This window comes from Klebsiella sp. D5A (assembly GCF_001620885.1).
Lineage (GTDB): Bacteria > Pseudomonadota > Gammaproteobacteria > Enterobacterales > Enterobacteriaceae > Klebsiella > Klebsiella variicola.
In genome coordinates, this window is the sequence record NZ_LOAR01000005.1 from 355,812 (window position 1) to 377,309 (window position 21,498).

General features: G+C 55.8%; 26 protein-coding genes. 19 read left to right on the forward strand and 7 right to left on the reverse strand.

Annotation, left to right across the window (positions count from 1 at the left end):
• Positions 1-219 precede the first annotated feature (219 nt).
• The 5 genes from ppiA to argD all read left to right on the forward strand — a co-directional run bounded on the left by ppiA (position 220) and on the right by argD (position 3,562).
• Positions 220-789, forward strand: coding sequence for a peptidylprolyl isomerase A (ppiA, locus tag AS136_RS09550; protein ID WP_002920238.1), 570 nt, complete (start codon positions 220-222; stop codon positions 787-789).
• A gap of 106 nt (positions 790-895) precedes the next feature.
• Positions 896-1,063, forward strand: a complete 168-nt coding sequence (locus tag AS136_RS25985) for a YhfG family protein (protein WP_012540423.1) — start codon at positions 896-898, stop codon at positions 1,061-1,063.
• The gene (locus tag AS136_RS09555) at positions 1,053-1,655 is read left to right on the forward strand and encodes a putative adenosine monophosphate-protein transferase Fic (protein ID WP_008807028.1); all 603 of its coding nucleotides are present in this window, start codon (positions 1,053-1,055) and stop codon (positions 1,653-1,655) included. The genes AS136_RS25985 and AS136_RS09555 overlap by 11 nt, the downstream gene beginning before the upstream one ends.
• Positions 1,656-1,687: 32 nt before the next feature.
• Positions 1,688-2,251 (forward strand): aminodeoxychorismate synthase component 2, encoded by a 564-nt coding sequence (gene pabA / locus AS136_RS09560; RefSeq protein WP_008807029.1) that lies wholly within the window; start codon positions 1,688-1,690, stop codon positions 2,249-2,251.
• Positions 2,252-2,341: 90 nt separating this feature from the next.
• On the forward strand, positions 2,342-3,562 hold the full coding sequence (gene argD, locus AS136_RS09565) for a bifunctional acetylornithine/succinyldiaminopimelate transaminase (protein ID WP_008807030.1): 1,221 nt from the start codon (positions 2,342-2,344) through the stop codon (positions 3,560-3,562).
• On the opposite strand, the gene AS136_RS09570 is transcribed toward argD, so the two are convergent.
• Together AS136_RS09570 and crp are read right to left on the reverse strand one after the other, a co-directional pair.
• On the reverse strand, positions 3,552-5,630 hold the full coding sequence (locus AS136_RS09570; protein WP_012540426.1) for a YccS/YhfK family putative transporter: 2,079 nt from the start codon (positions 5,628-5,630) through the stop codon (positions 3,552-3,554). The two genes, argD and AS136_RS09570, sit on opposite strands and share 11 nt — an antisense overlap.
• A gap of 51 nt (positions 5,631-5,681) precedes the next feature.
• Positions 5,682-6,314, reverse strand: a complete 633-nt coding sequence (crp, locus tag AS136_RS09575) for a cAMP-activated global transcriptional regulator CRP (protein WP_000242758.1) — start codon at positions 6,312-6,314, stop codon at positions 5,682-5,684.
• Between the two features lie 306 nt (positions 6,315-6,620).
• Between crp and AS136_RS09580 the strand changes: the two genes are divergently transcribed.
• Entirely contained in the window at positions 6,621-7,025 is a 405-nt protein-coding gene (locus AS136_RS09580; protein WP_004202200.1) for an OsmC family protein, read from the forward strand.
• 55 nt (positions 7,026-7,080) lie between these two features.
• Here AS136_RS09580 and AS136_RS09585 read toward each other — a convergent pair whose 3' ends face one another.
• The 4 genes from AS136_RS09585 to AS136_RS09600 all read right to left on the reverse strand — a co-directional run bounded on the left by AS136_RS09585 (position 7,081) and on the right by AS136_RS09600 (position 11,330).
• Entirely contained in the window at positions 7,081-7,950 is an 870-nt protein-coding gene (locus tag AS136_RS09585; protein WP_008807033.1) for a phosphoribulokinase, read from the reverse strand.
• Between the two features lie 36 nt (positions 7,951-7,986).
• Positions 7,987-8,205, reverse strand: coding sequence for a YheU family protein (locus AS136_RS09590; RefSeq protein ID WP_002920151.1), 219 nt, complete (start codon positions 8,203-8,205; stop codon positions 7,987-7,989).
• Positions 8,202-9,200: a hydrolase gene (locus AS136_RS09595; protein ID WP_162823400.1), complete on the reverse strand. Its 999-nt coding sequence runs from the start codon at positions 9,198-9,200 to the stop codon at positions 8,202-8,204. Before AS136_RS09595 ends, AS136_RS09590 begins: the two co-directional genes overlap by 4 nt.
• A 225-nt stretch (positions 9,201-9,425) precedes the next feature.
• A complete protein-coding gene (locus tag AS136_RS09600) occupies positions 9,426-11,330 on the reverse strand; it encodes an ABC transporter ATP-binding protein (RefSeq protein WP_023323334.1) in 1,905 nt (634 codons plus the stop codon).
• Between the two features lie 173 nt (positions 11,331-11,503).
• Here AS136_RS09600 and kefG point away from each other — a divergent pair, with 173 nt between their 5' ends.
• From kefG to slyD, 4 genes are all read left to right on the forward strand, one after another.
• The gene (gene kefG, locus AS136_RS09605) at positions 11,504-12,067 is read left to right on the forward strand and encodes a glutathione-regulated potassium-efflux system ancillary protein KefG (protein ID WP_008807037.1); all 564 of its coding nucleotides are present in this window, start codon (positions 11,504-11,506) and stop codon (positions 12,065-12,067) included.
• Positions 12,054-13,859 (forward strand): glutathione-regulated potassium-efflux system protein KefB, encoded by a 1,806-nt coding sequence (kefB, locus tag AS136_RS09610; RefSeq protein WP_023323333.1) that lies wholly within the window; start codon positions 12,054-12,056, stop codon positions 13,857-13,859. The genes kefG and kefB overlap by 14 nt, the downstream gene beginning before the upstream one ends.
• 11 nt (positions 13,860-13,870) lie before the next feature.
• Positions 13,871-14,071: a YheV family putative zinc ribbon protein gene (locus AS136_RS09615; protein ID WP_002920143.1), complete on the forward strand. Its 201-nt coding sequence runs from the start codon at positions 13,871-13,873 to the stop codon at positions 14,069-14,071.
• A gap of 93 nt (positions 14,072-14,164) precedes the next feature.
• On the forward strand, positions 14,165-14,755 hold the full coding sequence (gene slyD / locus AS136_RS09620; protein WP_008807039.1) for a peptidylprolyl isomerase: 591 nt from the start codon (positions 14,165-14,167) through the stop codon (positions 14,753-14,755).
• Between the two features lie 58 nt (positions 14,756-14,813).
• Here the strand turns inward: slyD and AS136_RS09625 are convergent, their stop codons facing one another.
• On the reverse strand, positions 14,814-15,032 hold the full coding sequence (locus AS136_RS09625) for a protein SlyX (protein WP_002920136.1): 219 nt from the start codon (positions 15,030-15,032) through the stop codon (positions 14,814-14,816).
• A 222-nt stretch (positions 15,033-15,254) separates the two neighbouring features.
• Here AS136_RS09625 and fkpA point away from each other — a divergent pair, with 222 nt between their 5' ends.
• The 9 genes from fkpA to AS136_RS26615 form a co-directional block, all read left to right on the forward strand.
• Positions 15,255-16,085 (forward strand): FKBP-type peptidyl-prolyl cis-trans isomerase, encoded by an 831-nt coding sequence (fkpA, locus tag AS136_RS09630; protein WP_012540430.1) that lies wholly within the window; start codon positions 15,255-15,257, stop codon positions 16,083-16,085.
• A gap of 168 nt (positions 16,086-16,253) precedes the next feature.
• Entirely contained in the window at positions 16,254-16,976 is a 723-nt protein-coding gene (locus tag AS136_RS09635) for a helix-turn-helix transcriptional regulator (protein WP_002920130.1), read from the forward strand.
• The gene (gene tusD / locus AS136_RS09640; RefSeq protein ID WP_008807041.1) at positions 16,976-17,362 is read left to right on the forward strand and encodes a sulfurtransferase complex subunit TusD; all 387 of its coding nucleotides are present in this window, start codon (positions 16,976-16,978) and stop codon (positions 17,360-17,362) included. The genes AS136_RS09635 and tusD overlap by 1 nt, the downstream gene beginning before the upstream one ends.
• Positions 17,362-17,721: a sulfurtransferase complex subunit TusC gene (tusC, locus tag AS136_RS09645; protein ID WP_008807042.1), complete on the forward strand. Its 360-nt coding sequence runs from the start codon at positions 17,362-17,364 to the stop codon at positions 17,719-17,721. The genes tusD and tusC overlap by 1 nt, the downstream gene beginning before the upstream one ends.
• Positions 17,722-17,728: 7 nt before the next feature.
• Positions 17,729-18,016 carry a sulfurtransferase complex subunit TusB gene (gene tusB / locus AS136_RS09650; RefSeq protein ID WP_008807043.1) on the forward strand — a complete coding sequence of 96 codons (288 nt, stop codon included), beginning with the start codon at positions 17,729-17,731 and terminating at the stop codon, positions 18,014-18,016.
• A 124-nt stretch (positions 18,017-18,140) separates the two neighbouring features.
• Positions 18,141-18,515 carry a 30S ribosomal protein S12 gene (rpsL, locus tag AS136_RS09655; protein WP_002920115.1) on the forward strand — a complete coding sequence of 125 codons (375 nt, stop codon included), beginning with the start codon at positions 18,141-18,143 and terminating at the stop codon, positions 18,513-18,515.
• A gap of 96 nt (positions 18,516-18,611) precedes the next feature.
• Positions 18,612-19,082, forward strand: a complete 471-nt coding sequence (gene rpsG / locus AS136_RS09660; RefSeq protein WP_008807044.1) for a 30S ribosomal protein S7 — start codon at positions 18,612-18,614, stop codon at positions 19,080-19,082.
• 96 nt (positions 19,083-19,178) lie between these two features.
• Positions 19,179-21,293 carry an elongation factor G gene (fusA, locus tag AS136_RS09665; RefSeq protein WP_008807045.1) on the forward strand — a complete coding sequence of 705 codons (2,115 nt, stop codon included), beginning with the start codon at positions 19,179-19,181 and terminating at the stop codon, positions 21,291-21,293.
• A 69-nt stretch (positions 21,294-21,362) separates the two neighbouring features.
• Positions 21,363-21,498 (forward strand): GTP-binding protein (locus AS136_RS26615; protein ID WP_009484166.1); only part of this gene is annotated, 136 nt, incomplete at its 3' end.

A 21,498-nucleotide genomic window follows, 5' to 3' on the forward strand; every position in this document is an offset into this window, starting at 1 on the left:
TATTCGTTCAGGTGATGTAATCAAATGTTTATTGTGAAAGTGGTTATCTTTTGCATGGTTTAATGTGACATGCATCACACTTTATTCGCCGCACAGGAGAACGTTTGCGCGGTTACAATTATTACAGCTAAGTAAAATTTGGTAAAAGGCTGGCCCAGGATGCAAAGGCTCTTTAGAATCAAGGCACTCGCTTTTATTCTGCTCCGTTAAGGAATTTCCATGCTCAAATCAACACTGGCGGCGATGGCTGCCGTTTTCGCCATTTCAGCGTTCTCCCCGGCCATGGCGGCAAAGGGCGATCCGCATGTGCTGCTGACCACCTCGGCAGGGAACATTGAGCTTGAGTTAAACAGTCAGAAAGCCCCGATTTCCGTGGATAACTTCCTGAAGTACGTCAACAGCGGCTTCTACAACAACACCACCTTCCACCGCGTGATCCCGGGTTTCATGGTGCAGGGCGGCGGCTTTAACGAGCAGATGCAGCAGAAACAGCCTAACCCGCCGATCAAGAATGAAGCAGACAACGGCCTGCGCAACACCCGCGGGACCATCGCGATGGCGCGTACCGCCGACCAGGATAGCGCCACCAGCCAGTTCTTCATCAACGTGGCGGATAACGCCTTCCTTGACCATGGTCAGCGCGACTTTGGCTATGCGGTGTTTGGCAAGGTAGTGAAAGGTATGGACGTCGCGGATAAGATCTCCCAGGTCCAGACCCATAACGTCGGCCCATACCAGAATGTGCCGACCAAACCGGTTGTTATCCTCTCTGCGAAAGTGCTGCCCTAATCCTTCCACGGCGCGGTGTGCTATCGCCGCGCCCGGTTGCCTCCCGGCATAACCTGAAATTGCTGCTTATACTTGTGGCACACAGGGGACGATAAGGGGGGCGACGATGCGTCCACTCACCGAAAAGCAAAAATCCCGACTCTGGGAACAGACACGCAATACCAATTTTCAGGCCAGTCGTCGCCTTGAAGGTGTGACGGTGCCGCTGGTTACGCTGACTGCCGAAGAGGCGCTGGCGCGTCTGGCGACGCTGCGGAGGGAGTATGAGCGATAAATTCGGCGATGAACGCGATCCTTACCTCTACCCGGCGCTGAATGTCCTGCGCAACCGCCTCGGCATCCGGCAGGCTAAAAATCTGCAACAGGCCGCCTTTGAGATGACGGCGTTGCGGGCGGCAACCTTGCCGCTGGGGCCGCGGGTGCGTGGCTTACCCTATCTGTGCGCGATTCATCATCAGCTGTATCAGGATCTGTTTGACTGGGCCGGCCGGTTGCGTGAAGTGAACCTCTATCTGGGCGATACGCCGTTCTGCCACTTTGCCCGGATCGAGGAGGAGGGGAACGCCCTGATGCAGGCCCTTGAGCAGGAGGATTATCTCAATGGCCTGCCGCGCGAGACCTTTATCGAACGCCTGAGCTGGTTCTATGGCGAAATTAATGTGCTGCATCCTTTTCGTCTTGGCAATGGCCTGACCCAGCGCATTTTCTTTGAACAGCTGGCGATACATGCCGGCTACCTGCTTGACTGGCGTGACGTCGACCCCGCCGGCTGGAGCGCGGCCTGCCAGCAGAGCGCGATGGGCGATCCGGCTCCGCTGGTGGCGATCTTTCGCAAAGTGGTAAGCGAAGCGCGGGAATCTGAGTAGAATAGCCCGGTTTTGATTGTTCCGGAGCCGCTATGATCCTGCTTATCGATAACTATGACTCTTTCACCTGGAATCTGTATCAGTACTTCTGCGAACTGGGTGCGGAAGTACTGGTCAGGCGCAATGATGCGTTGACGCTGGAGGAGATAGCGGCGCTGGCGCCGGAGAAAATCGTGATCTCGCCAGGCCCCTGCACGCCGAATGAGGCGGGGATTTCCCTCGCGGTTATCCGCCACTATGCGGGGAAAACGCCGCTACTGGGCGTCTGTCTCGGGCACCAGGCGATAGCCCAGGCGTTTGGCGCGACCATCGTACGGGCGGCACAGGTGATGCATGGTAAAACCTCGCTTATTGAGCATAACGGCGAAGGGGTGTTTCAGGGGCTGAATAATCCCCTGACGGTGACCCGTTATCACTCGCTGGTGATTGACCCGCCGACGCTCCCGCCCGAGTTTATCGTCACCGCCCGCAGCGCCAGCGCTGAGATTATGGGGATCCGCCACCGCGACTGGGATCTTGAGGGCGTGCAGTTTCATCCGGAAAGCATCCTCAGCGAGCAGGGCCATCAATTGCTGGAAAACTTTCTGAAGCGGTGATTTTCAGTTGCCATTGACTGATTTTTTATGCATATTTTGTGATTATATTTTCATGATTACATCTGCATAACGAAGAGGGATGGGCAAGACATGGCAACTGAACAACCGGCAATCACCCGCGCCACATTCGATGAAGTTATTTTGCCGATTTATGCACCAGCAGAATTCATCCCGGTGAAAGGGAAAGGCAGCCGCGTCTGGGATCAGCAGGGCAAAGAGTATGTTGATTTTGCCGGCGGTATCGCGGTGACGGCGCTCGGCCATTGCCACCCGGCGCTGGTAGCGGCGCTCCACGAGCAGGGCGAAACGCTGTGGCACACCAGCAACGTCTTTACCAATGAGCCAGCGCTGCGTCTGGGACGTAAACTTGTCGAGGCCACCTTCGCCGAGCGCGTGGTGTTTATGAACTCCGGTACGGAAGCCAATGAAACGGCCTTTAAGCTGGCGCGTCACTATGCGGTGACCCGCCATAGCCCGTATAAAACCAAAATCATTGCCTTCCATAATGCCTTCCATGGCCGCTCCCTGTTTACCGTTTCCGTCGGTGGGCAGCCGAAGTACTCCGATGGTTTCGGCCCGAAACCGGCGGATATTGTCCATGTTCCCTTCAACGACCTGCAGGCGGTAAAAGCGGTGATGGATGACCACACTTGCGCAGTGGTGGTGGAGCCGATTCAGGGCGAAGGCGGCGTGACGGCAGCGACGCCGGCCTTCCTGCAGGGGCTGCGTGAGCTGTGCGATCAGCACCAGGCGTTGTTAGTCTTTGATGAAGTGCAGTGCGGTATGGGACGTACCGGATCGCTGTTCGCCTATATGCATTACGGTGTGACGCCGGATATTCTGACCAGCGCCAAAGCGCTCGGCGGCGGCTTCCCGGTCAGCGCCATGCTGACCACCCATGAGATCGCCAGCGCCTTCCATGCGGGTTCCCATGGCTCAACCTACGGCGGCAACCCGCTGGCCTGCGCGGTCGCCAACGCCGCCTTCGATCTAATCAATACCCCGGCGGTGCTGGATGGCGTGAGCGCGAAGCGCGAACTGTTCGTCAAACACCTGCAGCAGCTGGATGCTGAATTTGATCTGTTCAGTGATATTCGCGGGATGGGCCTGCTGATTGGCGCCGAACTCAAGCCGCAGCACAAGGGCCGCGCGCGTGATTTCCTCTATGCCGCTGCGCAAGCCGGCGTCATGGTGCTCAACGCCGGGCCGGACGTGATGCGTTTTGTTCCCTCGCTGATCATCGACGAGCAGGATATTGCCGAGGGGATGGCGCGTTTTGCCCAGGCAGTGGCAAAGGTGATTAACGGCTGATTTTCCGCAGCCAGATGCCATGATGCGGCCGCTGACGCCATGCTACTGACGATATGGTATGCATGGTGTTCAGATGGCCCAGAATGCGTTGCAGGTGCTGCTCCAGGGTACTTAACGGACCGTTCGGCACCTCTGTTTCCGGCGACTCCAGAATATTGGCATCCCCTGCGCTGCCGGGACCATCGCTGTCCAGCCGCTGCTGGCAGCGTTGCAAGGCAATCTCACAAGATTCGAGATAGCGCTGGGCAAGATCCGGGGTGAGCATCGTATGCTCCCGGGCCAGGGTGGTCATAGCGTTGATGTGTTCGACGATAAACTGACTGTGCGTCACCCACAGCTTCATATCTTCCAGGTAGTGGGTATTAAAACCGGGCTCCTGCATCGCCTGATTCAGGGAGTTGTAGAGCGCGTTATGCGCCTGGTTGACGCGCATGCGTTGATAGGCCAGCGCGGGGGCTTTTGGATCGGCGCTGAGGATCAGGCGAATCGCCTGCTGGTCGGCCTCCAGCGCATCGTGGGCGTTTTTTTTCAGCAGGCCGCTCTGCCACTGCGGCCACAGCCAGACCATCCCGCCGAAGGCGATCAGGCAGCCGATAAGCGTGTCGATAAGCCGGGCGACAATAAACTGTTCGCCGTTGAGCGTCAGCAGTTGCAGGGTATACACCGCCGTCACCGTAAAGCCTACCATCGCCCAGCCATAGTGTTTACGGATGATCAGATAGCTGAGCAGGGTAATCAGCAGCATCCCGCTCAGGGTATAGCTCTCCGGAACGTGAAAGTGCAAGGTTAGCCCGGCGATGACCAGGCCGGCGAGCGTTCCCGCCGCCCGGTGAACAATTCGCACCCGCGTGGCGCCATAGCCATTTTGCGTGACGAAGAGCACCGTCATCAGGATCCAGTAGGGCTTCGGCAAATGCAGGGCGTTGCCCATCAGGCTGGCGACGCTCAGCATGACGCTGATTCGCGCGGCATTGCGCAGTGCGGGTGATTTCAGCGACAGATAGTTCTTTAGCGCGGGAAACAGCGGTAAACGACGCTCTTTGTCGGCCATCAGATCCCGGGCATACAGGGGGCGCTGGGTATGCAGCACCCGGGCGATACGGCTAAAGTGCCAGGCGCAGAACTGACCGACCGGGTTGTCCGGATGCTGGCGGGCGATCTTTTCCAGAGCCTCAATCTGTTTATCCATCTGAAAACGCTGCGGAAAGCGATGATAGAGAATATCATCCGCCAGCACGCGCAGGCGGGCAGCGACGGTTTGCGCATTCCAGCGGATCACCGCTTCGGCATGGCTGCGTTCCACCAGCTTTTGTACCTCTTCTGGCTGATGCAGGCTAACCGAAATATGTTCCTGTAGATCCAGCCCAACCTGGAACGCCCGCAGCAGACGCTTGTGGTCGTTGCGTTGGTTGGCGGCCAGCATATGCATCTGCTGATAGCACTGGGTAATCAGGTCGACTACCTTCTGCTGGCGGGTGAGCAGCGGCGGCAGGGCGGTCGACGGATCGGTATGCTGGGTCAACAGACTGTATTTGGCTTCACAATAGTCAGCCAGTTCCCGGTAAAGCAGGCTGAGCGACTCCCGCAGCGGCTGTTCGCGCCACAGCCAGAACCAGAGCCAGTTAAACACGCCGTACCACAGCGTACCGAAAGCGTAGATCAGCAGTGGTTCCCAGATGGGCATATTGCCTGCCAGGCTCAGGGTAAAGATAGCGGCGATCAGTGACGCGGGCAGCAGGCGCGCGTGCAGCGAACTGATCTCCGCGGTGACGCCGAGCAATAGCGCCAGGCCGCTGAGAATAAGCGGCAGGGGAATGGCCTGAGCGAGCAGCAACTGCACCACCAGACTGCATCCGGCAAACAGACAGCCGCCGATAATCAGACGTTTGAAAAAGCGCTTATGTGGGGTATCAAGACCGGCAATGTTGCAGCAGGCGGGCACTAAGGAAAACAACAGCCCCTGCTGGAGATGGCCGAGCAGAAGACCGATGGCCACAGGCAGACACAGCACCAGCGTTTGCCGCAGTGCATAGTTGACTTCCGGGTGGTAAATCAGCCTGCGCCACATGAGGGAAAAACAAAAACGGCGTACTGCAGGAGCAATACGCCGCTTAGCAACTTAACGGGTGCCGTAGACGACGATAGTTTTACCGTGTGCGGAAATCAGGTTCTGATCTTCCAGCATTTTCAAAATACGGCCAACCGTTTCACGAGAGCAGCCGACGATCTGACCAATTTCCTGACGGGTAATTTTAATTTGCATACCGTCCGGGTGGGTCATGGCATCAGGTTGCTTCGCCAGGTTCAGCAGCGTCTGGGCGATACGGCCCGTCACGTCGAGGAAGGCGAGGTTGCCCACTTTCTCAGACGTGACCTGCAGACGACGAGCCATTTGCGAAGAGAGACGCATCAGAATGTCCGGGTTAACCTGGATCAGCTGACGGAATTTCTTATAAGAGATTTCGGCCACTTCACATGCGGTTTTCGCCCGTACCCAGGCGCTACGCTCCTGACCCTCTTCAAACAGGCCTAATTCACCGATGAAATCGCCCTGGTTGAGGTAGGAGAGGATCATCTCTTTACCTTCTTCATCCTTGATGAGTACAGCCACGGAGCCTTTAACGATGTAGTACAGCGTTTCTGCTTTTTCACCCTGGTGGATCAGCGTGCTCTTTGATGGGTACTTATGAATGTGGCAATGAGACAAGAACCATTCAAGGGTAGGGTCTGTTTGCGGTTTGCCAAGCACCATGCGCGGTTATCCTCTGTTATAAGCTATCTCCGGGCGCCGACACTACACGGCGTCCGGGCATGCAATCGTATTGTTTCCCTATACCTGGGAAGCTGGCTGATGATTTTTCGACAGCCCGTAATGTGAACTCCTCTGCATACATGCAGTACATCAATGTAATACTGTAGCATCCAGACTGTTTTAGCATAGCTTTCGCCGCATGTCTCCTGGTGTCTCGCTTCAGCATGACGCAGGTCGCCTTCCGTTGCGAGAATTGTTATGTGCGCGTAATCTGACAGGAAAATTGCGATACTGGAGTTAAATTTTATGCAAGCGCGTGTGAAATGGGTTGAAGGGTTAACCTTTATCGGGGAGTCCGCGTCAGGACACCAGATTCTGATGGATGGCAACTCCGGGGATAAGGCACCCAGCCCGATGGAGATGGTGCTGATGGCGGCGGGCGGTTGCAGTGCGATCGATGTGGTTTCTATTCTGCAAAAAGGTCGCCATGAGGTGACCAACTGCGAAGTGAAGCTGACGTCGGAGCGCCGCGAAGAGGCGCCGCGTCTGTTTACGCATATTAATCTGCACTTTATCGTCACCGGTAAGGCGCTGAAAGATGCCGCGGTCTCCCGGGCGGTGGATCTGTCGGCAGAGAAATACTGCTCGGTGGCGCTGATGCTGGAAAAAGCGGTGAAGATCACCCACTCCTATGAAGTGATCGAGGCGTAGTCTTCGCCTGCCGTTGTGAAGCATCTCAACCCCGGCCTGGCCGGGGTTTTTTCTGTTAGCCGATCTTGCGGCCTTCCATCAGGCGCTCGACCAGCGGCGTCATGATAAGCTCCATCGCCAGCCCCATTTTACCGCCCGGCACCACCAGCGTGTTCATGTGCGAGATAAACGACCCCTGCAGCATCGCCAGCAGCCAGGGGAAGTCGATATTCTGCAGGTTACGGAAATGGATCACCACAAAGCTCTCGTCCAGCGAGGGAATAGTTTTCGCGGCAAACGGGTTGGAAGTGTCTACCGTCGGCACGCGCTGAAAGTTGATATGGGTGCGGGAAAATTGCGGGGTAATGAAGTTGATGTAGTCTTCCATCGAGCGGACGACTGAGTCCATCACCGCCTCCCGGGAGTGGCCGCGCTCGCTGGTGTCGCGAATAAGCTTTTGGATCCACTCGAGGTTAACGATAGGCACTACGCCGACCAGCAGGTCGACATGGCTGGCGACATCATGATGCGGCGTGACAACCCCGCCGTGCAGCCCCTCATAGAACAGTACGTCTGTCGGCTCCGGCAGCGGCTGCCAGGGGGTGAAAGTCCCTGGCACCTGATTCCACGGTACGGCTTCGTCATAGGTGTGCAGGTATTTCCGCGACTGGCCTTTTCCGTGGCGGCCATAGTCGACAAAGGTCTGCTCCAGCAGGCCAAAGTCGTTCGCCTCCGGGCCAAAGTAGCTGATATGTTTGCCCTGATCCCGCGCCTTGCGGATCGCCATGTCCATTTCCGGGCGGGTGTAGCGATGAAAGCTATCGCCTTCCACCTCCGCGGCGTGCAGGTTTAGCTGCGCGAAGATTTTGCGAAAGGCAAGGCTGGTGGTGGTAGTGCCCGCGCCGCTGGAGCCCGTGACGGCGATCACCGGATGTTTGGCAGACATAACAACTCCCTGGTTAAACGATGTAGTGGCGTCGCCTTAGCCGTTAAACAGCGCACGCGGCATAATATTGACCGTCTCATGCAGTTCCGACCACACAAGAACCGCCTCTCCGCGTTTCAACTGCTGTTTTACATCGGCGACTTTATCGGCAAGTGAACGTTCATGTTCACCATAATCGGTGCCTTCACGTAACACAAAGCTTTCAATCAGGTTATCCAGCGTTTCGGGATCCAGATCCTGCCAGGGAATAATCATACGGGGGCCTCCAGCCAACGGTTTAACCAGTCCGGGATGCGTCTTTCCAGCCACATCTCCGGCTTACGCAGGGTGCCGCCGACGAAACCAACGTGGCCGCCTTGCTCAGTTAATTGATACTCAACGTTCGCCGGCAGTTGCTCCTGCGGTGGTATGGAGTGGTGATCCATAAATGGATCGTCTTTCGCGTGAATGATGAGCGTTGGCTTAGTGATATCGCTGAGCCGCGGCATGGCGCTGCATTGCCGGTAATAATCCAGCGCATCGGCGAAACCATGGATTTTGGCGGTGATCATATCGTCAAATTCCCGGATGCGGCGCATCCCTTTAAGCTGGCGTAAATCGACAGGCAGTGAGCCAGGATACGCTTTCAGCTTGCGTGAGGCATTGGCTTTTAACAGATTGAGCAGATAGCGCTGATAAACCCGCGAGAAGCCCTTATCCATATGATAGCTGCAGGCTTCCAGCATAAAAGGCGCGGAGACGATCACCGCCGCATCCAGCGGGCAGCGGTCGCCTTCTTCTGCCAGCAGGCAGCCCAGCATATTGCCGCCCAGTGAATAGCCGACGGCCGCAGTCGGCGCGGGACCAAACTCGCGCTGTAGCCAGTGCAGAAACCAGGTGCCATCTTCTGTTTCGCCGGAGTGATAGATGCGGTTATTGCGGTTAGGTTCGCCGCTGCAGCCGCGGAAATGCATAACCACGCCCAGCCAGTCGCGCTGCATCGCCGCGTGGATCAGACCATGGGCGTACGGGCTGTGCAGGCTTCCTTCGAGACCATGAAAGACGACGAGGCGCGGCTTATGGCGCGCCTGATGCGGGTCTTCGCTCCAGGCCAGATCGACAAAATCGCCGTCCGGCAGCTCAAGGCGCTGCCAGTGCGGGGTAAAGCGCAATTTACGGCGGATCAGCCGCGGCAGCATGGTTTGCAGATGACGATTGCCCACGCCGCGCATCGGATGGAACTCACGCGAATCGTTTTCGGGGGGCGTCATGTCTGTGGGGATGATTTCAACCATAGCACCAGAACAATTAATAAACGTGATGATGACTATACCGCGCAGGGCGCACAGGGGTTAGCCAATATGTGGTCTTGTGGCCAGCGACGCCAGGTTACAGCAAAAACAAATCATTGATGTCACTGATGGCAGGCCATGGAGAGGGCAGAAACCCACCCTGCCAGCGGCATCGTACGCGCAGGCAGGATGAGGAAGTCAATATTAGCCTTCCTGAAGCATCAGCTCCAGCTGCTCCTGGGCCTCCAGCCAGGCCATTTCACACTCCTCCAGCCCGGACTTCGCGCTGGCCTGCTGCTGCAGGCATTCGGTTAGTTCGGCTTTACGTGAGGCGTCATAAAGCTCACTGTCGCCAAGTTTTTCTTCCGCACTGGCCAACTGCGCGTTGAGCTTGTCCATCTCTTTTTCCAGACGGGCGATCTCTTTGCGCAGCGGTTGGGTCTGGCTGCGCAGTTCCGCTTCCCGACGCTTCTGGTCCTTGCGCGCCTGCGCGCTGTTGCCGCTCTCTTTTGGCGCGTCGCTGCTCTGTGATTCCTGTTTTTGCGAGTCGCTGAGCCACTGCTGATAATCTTCCAGATCGCCGTCGAACGGCTCGACTTTACCGTCATGAACGAGGTACAGATCGTCGGTGGTGGAACGGATCAGGTGACGATCGTGCGACACGACAACCAGCGCCCCTTCAAAGTCGATCAGCGCTTCGGTTAAGGCCTGACGCATATCGAGGTCAAGGTGGTTGGTCGGTTCATCGAGCAGCAGCAGGTTAGGGCGCTGCCAGACGATCAGGGCCAGTACCAGGCGCGCTTTTTCTCCACCAGAGAAGCGGCGGGTCTCTTCGCTGACCTTATCGCCCTGGAAACCAAAGCCGCCCAGATAATCACGCAGTTTCTGCTCCAGTTCCTGCGGGGCCAGGCGCGCCAGGTGCTGCAGCGGCGACTCATCGGCACGCAGGAACTCCAGTTGATGCTGGGCGAAGTAGCCGAGCTTGATACCTTTTGCGAGACCGATCTCGCCGCTCACCGGCTGGAGTTCACCCGCCAGCAGCTTAATCAGAGTCGACTTCCCGGCGCCGTTGCGGCCCAGCAGGCCGATGCGCGAGCCCGGCACCAGATTGAGCTTGATGGAGTCGAGGATAATACGCTCGCCGTAACCGGCGCTGACTTTCTCCATTTTCAGTAACGGGTTAGGCAGACTCTCCGGCTGGCGGAAGCTGAAGTGGAACGGGTTATCCACGTGCGCCGGGGCGATAAGCTCCATCCGTTCGAGCATTTTGATACGGCTTTGCGCCTGCTTGGCCTTGGTGGCCTTAGCGCGGAAGCGGTCGATATAGCTTTGCAGATGCGCAACGCGCTGCTGCTGGCTTTCGTACATCGCCTGCTGCTGAGAGAGACGGGTAGCGCGCTGCACTTCGAACGAGCTGTAGTTACCGGTGTACTCAAACATCGTCTGCTGTTCGATATGGATAATTTTGTCGACGATAGGATCGAGAAAATCGCGATCGTGGGAGATCAGGATCAGCGTCCCCGTGTAACCCTTAAGCCATTTTTCGAGCCAGATGACGGCATCGAGGTCGAGGTGGTTAGTCGGTTCATCGAGCAGCAGCAGATCGGAGCGGCAAATCAGCGCCTGGGCGAGGTTAAGGCGCATACGCCAGCCGCCGGAAAAATCGCTGACCGGCCGCTCCAGCTGTTCGTTGCTGAATCCCAGACCGTGCAGCAGGCTGGCAGCGCGCGAACGGATGGTCCAGGCGTCGATGGCGTCCAGCTTGCCGTGGACCGTGGCGATGGCATGGCCGTCGTTGCGCTCATTTGCCTGCTGGAGCGCGGCTTCCAGCTGGCGGTATTCACGATCGCCATCAATAACATAATCGATAGCCGGCTGAGGCAGCGCCGGGGTTTCCTGATTCACCCATGCCAGCTGCCAGCTGCCTGGAAAGGTCATACTGCCGCCGTCAGCGCTTATCTCGTTTTTCAAAAGCGATAGCAGCGTCGATTTCCCGCAGCCGTTTTTCCCCACCAGACCGACCTTTTGGCCAGGGTTGATGGTAGCGGTGGCGTTGTCCAGCAGGACGCGTACGCCGCGACGAATTTGTAACGAGGAGAAAACAATCATAAGGCGCCGTATGTTCAGACTATGTTAATTTGTCATTATGATAATGTAGTGTGGAAGCGAATCGCTTCACCGGGCCGCCATGGTAGCCCAAAACGAAGACGATACACAAAGTCATTCTGGCGGTGTCAGAACACCGGGGCTGCGCAGGCCGCCAGAAGACCTACGGGAGGGGAATGATGTCTCAGACAGCGAAAGTGTTGCTGCTGTATGCCCACCCAGAATCTCATGATTCCGTGGCCAACCGGGTTTTATTAGAGCCGGCCTTACAGTTGCCGAACGTCACCGTGCACGATCTTTACGCGCACTATCCGGATTTTTTTATCGATATCGCTCATGAACAGGACCTGCTGCGCCAGCATGAGGTGATTGTTTTCCAGCATCCTTTATATACCTGGAGCTGTCCGGCGCTGCTCAAGGAGTGGCTGGATCGTGTGTTAAGCCGCGGCTTCGCCAGCGGTGCCGGGGGGAACGAACTGGCGGGAAAGTACTGGCGTAGTGTGATCACCACCGGCGAACCTGAGAGCGCCTACCGTCGCGATGCCAATCGCTATCCGATGAACGATATTTTACGTCCTTTTGAACTGACCGCCGGCATGTGCCGTATGCACTGGATGAGCCCCATTATTGTCTACTGGGCCCGGCGGCAACAGCCAGAGGAATTGCGTAGCCGCGCTCGGGCCTACCGGGACTGGCTGGCCAATCCCCTTACCGCCGGAGGTATACATGGCGGGATCTGATTTGCTGCTGGCGGGCGTTCTTTTTTTGTTCGCCGCCGTTATTGCCGTACCTCTGGCCTCAAGATTGGGTATTGGCGCGGTGCTGGGCTATCTGCTGGCCGGGATTGCGATTGGCCCGTGGGGACTTGGGTTTATCAGCGATGTGGATGAAATTCTCCATTTCTCTGAGCTCGGTGTAGTGTTTCTGATGTTTATCATTGGCCTGGAGCTTAATCCGGCCAAGCTATGGCGGCTGCGAAGCTCCATCTTCGGCGTTGGCGCGGCGCAGGTGATGCTCAGCGCGGCGATCCTCGGTGGATTGCTGATGACGACCGGGTTTTCATGGCAGGCGGCGGTGGTCGGCGGGATCGGCCTGGCGATGTCTTCCACCGCCATGGCGCTGCAGCTGATGCGTGAGAAGGGAATGAGCCGCAGCGAATCGGGGCAGTTAGGCTTTTCGGTGCTGCTGTTTCAGGATCTGGCGGTGATCCCGGCGCTGGCGCTGGTTCCCCTGCTGGCCGGTTCCGCGGATGAGCATGTTAACTGGCTGACGGTCGGTATGAAGGTCCTGGCCTTTGCCGGGATGCTGATTGGCGGACGCTATCTGCTGCGGCCGGTGTTCCGCTTTATCGCCAGCTCGGGGGTCAGGGAAGTGTTTACTGCCGCCACGCTACTGCTGGTCCTTGGGTCGGCGCTGTTTATGGAGGCGCTGGGGTTGTCGATGGCGCTGGGTACCTTTATCGCCGGCGTGCTGCTGGCGGAAAGCGAGTATCGCCACGAACTGGAAATCGCTATCGATCCGTTCAAGGGGCTGCTGCTCGGGCTGTTCTTTATCTCCGTCGGCATGGCGCTGAACCTTGGCGTGCTGTATACCCATCTGCTGTGGGTGGCGGTGAGCGTGGCGGTGCTGGTGGCGGTAAAAATGCTGGTGCTCTATCTCCTGGCCCGCTTCTATGGCCTGCGAAGTTCAGAGCGGATGCAGTTTGCGGGCGTATTAAGCCAGGGCGGTGAGTTCGCGTTTGTCCTCTTTTCGCTGCCCGCCTCTCAGCGGTTGTTCCAGCATGACCAGATGGCGCTGCTGCTGGTGGCGGTGACGTTATCGATGATGACGACGCCGCTGCTGATGAAGGGGATAGATAAGCTATTGTCGCGACGGCTGAATCCGGCAGATGATACCGATGAGGCGCCGTGGGTGGAGGATGACAAGCCGCAGGTGATTATTGTCGGGTTTGGTCGCTTTGGTCAGGTTATCGGTCGCCTGCTGATGGCCAATAAGATGCGTATTACGGTGCTGGAGCGGGACATCAGCGCGGTGAATCTGATGCGTAACTATGGCTATAAAGTCTATTTTGGCGATGCCACCCAGCTGGAGCTGCTGCGCTCGGCGGGAGCGGAAGAGGCGCAGTCGATCGTCATCACCTGTAATGAGCCAGAAGACACCATGCGGCTGGTGGAAATGTGTCAACAACACTTTCCACATCTGCATATTCTGGCCCGCGCTCGCGGTCGCGTTGAGGCGCATGAGCTGCTGCAGGCCGGTGTGACGCAGTTTTCTCGTGAAACCTTTTCCAGTGCACTGGAACTGGGGCGCAAAGCGCTCATCACCCTGGGGATGCATCCTCACCAGGCCCAGCGCGCGCAACTGCACTTCCGACGGCTCGATATGCGAATGCTGCGCGAGTTAATGCCAGTGCATACTGATACGGTACAGGTATCTCGCGTGCGGGAAGCCCGACGCGAACTGGAAGAGATTTTTCAGCGTGAAATGCAGAAAGAAAGCCGGCAGCTGGACGGCTGGGACGAGTTTGAATAAAGGTAAATCATATGGCAGTGCGTAAACGTTTTATTGCCGGGGCGAAATGTCCGGCGTGCCAGGCGCAGGATTCGCTGGCGATGTGGCGTGAGAATAATGTCGATGTCGTTGAATGCGTTAAGTGCGGTCATCAGATGCGTGAGGCGGATAAAGAGGCCCGTGAGCATGTACGCAAAGAGGAGCAGGTGATTGGCATTTTTCATCCCGACTAGCGTTATCCGTCGGCTTTTTTTAAGCTAGAGGGTACACGGCTGCAGAATTCCGCTACAATCTGCGCCACTATTCTTCCCATCTCAGGAGATATCATGAAAGTAGCAAAAGACCTGGTGGTCAGCCTGGCCTATCAGGTACGTACAGAAGACGGTGTGTTGGTTGATGAGTCTCCGGTAAGCGCGCCGCTGGATTACCTGCACGGTCACGGCTCCCTGATTTCCGGCCTGGAAAACGCGCTGGATGGCCACGAAGTGGGCGACAAATTTGACGTAGCCGTCGGCGCTAACGACGCTTACGGCCAGTATGACGAAAACCTGGTGCAGCGTGTACCGAAAGACGTCTTTATGGGCGTTGATGAACTGCAGGTTGGCATGCGCTTCCTGGCGGAAACCGATCAGGGTCCAGTACCGGTAGAAATCACTGAAGTTGAAGACGACCACGTTGTGGTTGATGGCAACCACATGCTGGCTGGCCAGAACCTGAAGTTCAATGTGGAAGTTGTCGCTATTCGTGAAGCAACGGCTGAAGAGCTGGAGCATGGTCACGTGCATGGCGCGCATGGCCACGATCACGATCATGACCATGGTCATGACGGTTGCTGCGGCGGCCACGGCCACGATCATGGTCACGACCATGAACACGGCAAAGGTGGTTGCGGTAACGGCGGTTGCGGTTGCCACTAATGGCGTCGCGTTCGCGCGGATAGCCAAAAAAAGCGGGGAAACCCGCTTTTTTTACGTCTCAATAATGGGGGGGCGGCGTCTCTTCTGCCTGAGAGGCGATATGGGACGGTTGGGTCGCCTTCAGTTTCTCGATCATCAGACGCATATGCTCCCGCATCTTCGCCATCTCTATCTCGTGGGCGGTCACGGTTTTATTGAGGTCTTCGATGGTGATTTCCTGAAACGCCAGCCGGCTTTCCAGCTCTGCAAGGCGCGTTTCTAATGTGCTATCGTGCATGGGTAACCTCTTTAGTCTGATCCTGCGAGCGGATTCTACTTAAGTTTCTCTTTTCGCGCAGCATCACTGCGTCTGACAGGAAACTTATTCATACAAAAATAGTCCTAAAAGAGGCGATATTCAGGAACGTCCGTATGTAGATTTTAACGGCAACGTTCTATAGTACGTTTTTTGCTTTTTACGATAACCCTGGGGTGAGAGGCCCCGGCCCTGGAGAAATGGATGAAATCACTGTTTAAAGTAACGCTGCTGGCGACCACAATGGCCGTCGCCCTGAATGCACCGCTGACCTTTGCTGCAGATGCGGCGGCGAAGGCAGCCCCAGCGGCTGAGAGTAAATCGGCATTTAAAAATGACGATCAGAAATCCGCCTATGCACTGGGCGCTTCTCTCGGGCGTTACATGGAAAACTCCCTGAAAGAACAAGAAAAGCTGGGCATTAAGCTGGACAAAGCCCAGCTGATCGCCGGCGTACAGGACGCGTTTGCCGATAAGAGCAAGCTGTCCGACCAGGAGATCGAACAGACTCTGCAGGCCTTTGAAACGCGCGTGAAGACCGCGGCTCAGCAGAAAATGGAAAAAGACGCGACTGAGAACGAAGCCAAAGGCAAAACCTTCCGCGATAGCTTTGCTAAAGAGAAGGGCGTGAAAACCTCGAAAACTGGCCTGCTGTATAAAGTCGAGAAAGAAGGCACTGGTGATGCGCCGAAAGACAGCGACACCGTGGTGGTTAACTACAAAGGCACCCTGATCGACGGTAAAGAGTTTGATAACTCTTATACCCGCGGTGAGCCGCTCTCTTTCCGCCTGGACGGCGTGATCCCGGGCTGGACGGAAGGCCTGAAGAACATCAAGAAAGGCGGTAAAATCAAGCTGGTCATTCCACCGGATCTGGCTTACGGCAAAACCGGCGTTCCGGGGATCCCGGCCAACTCTACGCTGGTCTTTGACGTAGAACTGCTGGATATCAAACCGGCGCCGAAGGCGGATGCACAGCCGGAAGCCGCTGGCGACGCGAAAGCCGCAGACGCGAACGCTGACGCTAAGAAGTAATCGGGTTCAGGCCGCCGTCTCGTCAGAGGCGGCGGCTTTTTTATTGAGCGCAGATATAATTAAAACTGGAAAGATCCTCAGGCGCTGTATTACTTTAGATAGCTTAATAATGATGATGAGCCTGCCCTGACAATAACGACAGGCTCCTGAAAAGGAGTGCTTTTTTTCATGTCCAGGTCGCTTTTAACCAACGAAACCAGCGAGCTTGACCTGCTGGATCAACGTCCCTTTGACCAGACCGATTTCGATATTCTTAAATCTTATGAAGCGGTGGTGGACGGGTTGGCGATGCTCATCGGTTCGCACTGTGAAATCGTGCTGCATTCTTTGCAGGATCTTAAATGCTCTGCCATCCGTATCGCCAATGGTGAACATACCGGCCGCCAAATCGGTTCACCGATTACCGATCTTGCGCTGCGCATGCTGCACGATATGACGGGCGCCGATAGCAGCGTTTCCAAATGCTACTTCACCCGTGCCAAAAGCGGCGTACTGATGAAGTCGGTGACGATAGCCATTCGCAATCGCGATCATCGGGTGATCGGTCTGCTGTGCATCAACATGAATCTGGATGTGCCTTTTTCCCAGATCATGAGCACCTTTATTCCGCCAGAAACGCCGGAGGTCAACTCACCGGTGAACTTTGCTTCCTCGGTTGACGATCTGGTCGCGCAGACGCTGGAATTCACCATTGAAGAGGTGAACGCCGATCGCAGCGTGTCTAATAATGCGAAAAACCGCCAAATCGTGCTGAATCTCTACGAAAAAGGGATCTTCGATATCAAAGACGCCATTAACCAGGTGGCCGATCGTCTGAATATCTCCAAGCATACCGTCTACCTCTATATCCGCCAGTTCAAGAGCGGCGATTTCCAGGGGCTGGATAAGTAATGCGTTTTGCCCTCACGGTGACTGGCCCTGCCTATGGGACCCAGCAGGCGAGCAGCGCCTGGCAGTTTGCCCAGGCCGTATTGCAGGAAGGTCATGAACTGGCATGCGTTTTTTTCTATCGCGAAGGCGTGCTCAACGCTAACCAACTGACGGCGCCCGCCAGCGATGAGTTCGATCTGGTGCGCGCGTGGCAATCATTGCACGATGAACAAGGTGTGGCACTACACATCTGCGTGGCGGCTGCCTTGCGTCGAGGCGTAACGGACGAGCGTGAGGCGCAACAGCTCGCGCTGGCCAGCCACAATTTGCAACCCGGCTTCACGCTGAGCGGGCTCGGCGCGCTGGCGGAAGCCGCGCTCACTTGCGATCGGATGGTGCAGTTCTGATGAAACGTGTGGCTTTTATTTTTTCCTCCGCGCCGCACGGCAGCGCCGCCGGCAGGGAAGGGCTCGACGCCTTATTAGCAACCTCCGCGCTCACCGACGAGATTGGCGTGTTCTTTGTAGGCGACGGCGTTTTTCAACTGCTGCCCGATCAACGGCCGGGTGCAGTGCTGGCTCGCGACTACATAGCCACCTTTAAACTGCTGTCACTGTATGACATCGATCAGTGCTGGCTGTGTGCCGACTCCGCGCGGGAGCGCGGTCTGGACCCCGCTACTCCGTGGGCGGTGGATGTCGAATGCCTGGCGCCGGATGCCCTGCGCGCCCGTCTGCATGAATTTGATGTGATTTTGCGTTTCTGAGGTCCCCATGCTCCATACGCTCAGTGTTTCTCCCTGGCATGCCGATATCGCAGCAATGCTTCGCGTGATGGATCACGGCGACGATCTGTTATTGCTGTCTGATGGCGTCACGGCGGCCATCGCCGGCGGTCGCTTCCTTGAGATCCTGCAATCCGCCCCCATAACCCTCTATGTGCTGCAAGACGACGTTGACGCCCGCGGGCTGGCTGGTCAAATTGCGGACAGTGTCGGTAGGGTTAGCTATACTGATTTCGTCAGACTCACGGTAAAACATGCCGGTCAGCTGGCCTGGTGATGGCGGGATCGTTGTATATTTCTTGACACCTTTTCGGCACCGCCCTAAAATTCTGCGTCCTCATATTATATGAGGCGATTTATTACGTGTTTACGAAGCAAAAGCTAAAACCAGGAGCTATTTAATGGCAACAATTAACCAGCTGGTACGCAAACCACGCGCACGCAAAGTTGCAAAGAGCAACGTGCCTGCGCTGGAAGCCTGCCCGCAGAAACGTGGCGTATGTACTCGCGTATATACCACCACTCCTAAGAAACCGAACTCCGCACTGCGTAAAGTTTGCCGTGTGCGTCTGACTAACGGTTTCGAAGTCACCTCCTACATCGGTGGTGAAGGTCACAACCTGCAGGAGCACTCCGTGATCCTGATCCGTGGCGGTCGTGTTAAAGACCTTCCGGGTGTTCGTTACCACACCGTTCGTGGTGCGCTTGACTGCTCCGGCGTTAAAGACCGTAAGCAGGCTCGCTCCAAGTACGGCGTGAAGCGTCCTAAGGCTTAATGGTTCTCCGTTAAGTAAGGCCAAACTGATTTACCTTAATGTCATACTAAACTCTTAGAGTTTTGGACAATCCTGAATTAACAACGGAGTATTTCCATGCCACGTCGTCGCGTCATTGGTCAGCGTAAAATTCTGCCGGATCCGAAGTTCGGATCAGAACTGCTGGCTAAATTTGTCAATATCCTGATGGTAGATGGTAAAAAATCTACTGCAGAAGCAATCGTATACAGCGCGCTGGAGACCCTGGCTCAGCGCTCTGGTAAAAATGAACTGGAAGCTTTCGAAGTCGCTCTCGACAACGTGCGCCCGACTGTAGAAGTTAAGTCTCGCCGCGTTGGTGGTTCTACTTATCAGGTTCCAGTTGAAGTTCGTCCGGTTCGTCGTAATGCTCTGGCAATGCGTTGGATCGTTGAAGCTGCTCGTAAACGCGGTGATAAATCCATGGCTCTGCGCCTGGCGAACGAACTCACTGATGCTGCAGACAACAAAGGTACTGCAGTTAAGAAACGTGAAGACGTTCACCGTATGGCCGAAGCCAACAAGGCGTTCGCACACTACCGTTGGTAATCCCTTCGGAGTCATAGTCACCAGGCGGGCGCTTCAGATGAGTCGCCCGCTCTGGATAACTTAACTGAACGCCTAAAGAAATAAACGAGGAATCAAATGGCTCGTACAACACCCATCGCACGCTACCGTAACATCGGTATCAGTGCGCACATCGACGCCGGTAAAACCACTACTACCGAACGTATTCTGTTCTACACCGGTGTAAACCACAAAATCGGTGAAGTTCATGACGGCGCCGCTACCATGGACTGGATGGAGCAGGAGCAGGAACGTGGTATCACCATCACTTCCGCTGCGACTACTGCATTCTGGTCTGGTATGGCTAAGCAGTATGAACCGCACCGTGTAAACATCATCGACACCCCGGGGCACGTTGACTTCACTATCGAAGTAGAACGTTCCATGCGTGTTCTTGATGGTGCGGTAATGGTTTACTGCGCAGTTGGTGGTGTTCAGCCACAGTCTGAAACCGTATGGCGTCAGGCAAACAAATATAAAGTTCCGCGCATTGCGTTCGTTAACAAAATGGACCGCATGGGTGCGAACTTCCTGAAAGTTGTTGGTCAGATCAAAACCCGTCTGGGCGCGAACCCGGTTCCGCTGCAGCTGGCGATTGGTGCTGAAGAAGGTTTCACCGGTGTTGTTGACCTGGTGAAAATGAAAGCCATCAACTGGAACGATGCAGACCAGGGCGTTACCTTCGAATACGAAGATATCCCGGCTGACATGCAGGACCTGGCTGACGAATGGCACCAGAACCTGATCGAGTCCGCTGCGGAAGCTTCCGAAGAGCTGATGGAGAAATACCTGGGTGGTGAAGAACTGACTGAAGAAGAGATCAAAAAAGCTCTGCGTCAGCGTGTTCTGAACAACGAAATCATCCTGGTAACCTGCGGTTCTGCGTTCAAGAACAAAGGTGTTCAGGCGATGCTGGATGCGGTAATTGATTACCTGCCATCCCCGGTTGATGTTCCGGCAATCAACGGTATTCTGGACGACGGTAAAGATACCCCGGCTGAGCGTCACGCAAGCGACGAAGAGCCGTTCTCTGCACTGGCGTTCAAAATCGCTACCGACCCGTTTGTTGGTAACCTGACCTTCTTCCGTGTGTACTCCGGTGTGGTTAACTCTGGTGATACCGTACTGAACTCCGTGAAAGCTGCACGTGAGCGTTTCGGTCGTATCGTACAGATGCACGCTAACAAACGTGAAGAGATCAAAGAAGTTCGCGCGGGCGACATCGCTGCTGCTATCGGTCTGAAAGACGTAACCACTGGTGACACCCTGTGTGACCCGGATGCGCCGATCATTCTGGAGCGTATGGAATTCCCTGAGCCGGTAATCTCCATCGCCGTTGAGCCGAAAACCAAAGCTGACCAGGAAAAAATGGGTCTGGCTCTGGGTCGTCTGGCTAAAGAAGACCCGTCATTCCGCGTATGGACTGACGAAGAGTCTAACCAGACCATCATCGCCGGTATGGGTGAGCTGCACCTCGACATCATCGTTGACCGTATGAAGCGTGAATTCAACGTTGAAGCGAACGTCGGTAAACCTCAGGTTGCTTACCGTGAAGCGATTCGCGCGAAAGTTACCGATATCGAAGGTAAACACGCCAAGCAGTCTGGTGGTCGTGGTCAGTACGGTCACGTTGTGATCGACATGTACCCGCTGGAGCCGGGCTCTAACCCGAAAGGTTACGAGTTCATCAACGACATCAAAGGTGGTGTAATTCCTGGCGAATACATCCCGGCCGTTGATAAAGGCATCCAGGAACAGCTGAAAGCTGGTCCGCTGGCAGGTTACCCGGTAGTTGATATGGGTATCCGTCTGCACTTCGGTTCTTACCACGACGTTGACTCCTCTGAGCTGGCGTTTAAACTGGCTGCGTCTATTGCCTTTAAAGAAGGCTTTAAGAAAGCAAAACCAGTTCTGCTTGAGCCGATCATGAAGGTTGAAGTAGAAACTCCGGAAGAGAACACGGGTGACGTTATCGGTGACTTGAGCCGTCGTCGCGGTATGCTGCGCGGTCAGGAATCCGAAGTAACCGGCGTTAAGATCCACGCTGAAGTACCGCTGTCCGAAATGTTCGGTTATGCAACTCAGCTGCGTTCTCTGACCAAAGGTCGTGCATCATACACCATGGAATTCCTGAAGTATGATGATGCGCCGAACAACGTTGCTCAGGCCGTTATTGAAGCCCGTGGTAAATAATCCACAGGATTAAAACCTAAGTCCCGTGCTCTCTCCGGTGGGGAGAGCACTATAGTAAGGAATATAGCCGTGTCTAAAGAAAAATTTGAACGTACAAAACCGCACGTCAACGTTGGTACTATCGGCCACGTTGACCATGGTAAAACTACCCTGACTGCTGCCATCACTACCGTTCTGGCTAAAACCTACGGTGGTTCTGCTCGTG

Excerpts from the sequence above, each read along its gene's own strand:
- ppiA (WP_002920238.1), top strand. The coding sequence starts at position 220 with ATGCTCAAATCAACACTGGCGGCGATGGCTGCCGTTTTCGCCATTTCA.
- AS136_RS25985 (WP_012540423.1), top strand. The coding sequence starts at position 896 with ATGCGTCCACTCACCGAAAAGCAAAAATCCCGACTCTGGGAACAGACA.
- AS136_RS09555 (WP_008807028.1), top strand. The coding sequence starts at position 1,053 with ATGAGCGATAAATTCGGCGATGAACGCGATCCTTACCTCTACCCGGCG.
- pabA (WP_008807029.1), top strand. The coding sequence starts at position 1,688 with ATGATCCTGCTTATCGATAACTATGACTCTTTCACCTGGAATCTGTAT.
- argD (WP_008807030.1), top strand. The coding sequence starts at position 2,342 with ATGGCAACTGAACAACCGGCAATCACCCGCGCCACATTCGATGAAGTT.
- AS136_RS09570 (WP_012540426.1), bottom strand. The coding sequence starts at position 5,630 with ATGTGGCGCAGGCTGATTTACCACCCGGAAGTCAACTATGCACTGCGG.
- crp (WP_000242758.1), bottom strand. The coding sequence starts at position 6,314 with ATGGTGCTTGGCAAACCGCAAACAGACCCTACCCTTGAATGGTTCTTG.
- AS136_RS09580 (WP_004202200.1), top strand. The coding sequence starts at position 6,621 with ATGCAAGCGCGTGTGAAATGGGTTGAAGGGTTAACCTTTATCGGGGAG.
- AS136_RS09585 (WP_008807033.1), bottom strand. The coding sequence starts at position 7,950 with ATGTCTGCCAAACATCCGGTGATCGCCGTCACGGGCTCCAGCGGCGCG.
- AS136_RS09590 (WP_002920151.1), bottom strand. The coding sequence starts at position 8,205 with ATGATTATTCCCTGGCAGGATCTGGATCCCGAAACGCTGGATAACCTG.
- AS136_RS09595 (WP_162823400.1), bottom strand. The coding sequence starts at position 9,200 with ATGACGCCCCCCGAAAACGATTCGCGTGAGTTCCATCCGATGCGCGGC.
- AS136_RS09600 (WP_023323334.1), bottom strand. The coding sequence starts at position 11,330 with ATGATTGTTTTCTCCTCGTTACAAATTCGTCGCGGCGTACGCGTCCTG.
- kefG (WP_008807037.1), top strand. The coding sequence starts at position 11,504 with ATGATGTCTCAGACAGCGAAAGTGTTGCTGCTGTATGCCCACCCAGAA.
- kefB (WP_023323333.1), top strand. The coding sequence starts at position 12,054 with ATGGCGGGATCTGATTTGCTGCTGGCGGGCGTTCTTTTTTTGTTCGCC.
- AS136_RS09615 (WP_002920143.1), top strand. The coding sequence starts at position 13,871 with ATGGCAGTGCGTAAACGTTTTATTGCCGGGGCGAAATGTCCGGCGTGC.
- slyD (WP_008807039.1), top strand. The coding sequence starts at position 14,165 with ATGAAAGTAGCAAAAGACCTGGTGGTCAGCCTGGCCTATCAGGTACGT.
- AS136_RS09625 (WP_002920136.1), bottom strand. The coding sequence starts at position 15,032 with ATGCACGATAGCACATTAGAAACGCGCCTTGCAGAGCTGGAAAGCCGG.
- fkpA (WP_012540430.1), top strand. The coding sequence starts at position 15,255 with ATGAAATCACTGTTTAAAGTAACGCTGCTGGCGACCACAATGGCCGTC.
- AS136_RS09635 (WP_002920130.1), top strand. The coding sequence starts at position 16,254 with ATGTCCAGGTCGCTTTTAACCAACGAAACCAGCGAGCTTGACCTGCTG.
- tusD (WP_008807041.1), top strand. The coding sequence starts at position 16,976 with ATGCGTTTTGCCCTCACGGTGACTGGCCCTGCCTATGGGACCCAGCAG.
- tusC (WP_008807042.1), top strand. The coding sequence starts at position 17,362 with ATGAAACGTGTGGCTTTTATTTTTTCCTCCGCGCCGCACGGCAGCGCC.
- tusB (WP_008807043.1), top strand. The coding sequence starts at position 17,729 with ATGCTCCATACGCTCAGTGTTTCTCCCTGGCATGCCGATATCGCAGCA.
- rpsL (WP_002920115.1), top strand. The coding sequence starts at position 18,141 with ATGGCAACAATTAACCAGCTGGTACGCAAACCACGCGCACGCAAAGTT.
- rpsG (WP_008807044.1), top strand. The coding sequence starts at position 18,612 with ATGCCACGTCGTCGCGTCATTGGTCAGCGTAAAATTCTGCCGGATCCG.
- fusA (WP_008807045.1), top strand. The coding sequence starts at position 19,179 with ATGGCTCGTACAACACCCATCGCACGCTACCGTAACATCGGTATCAGT.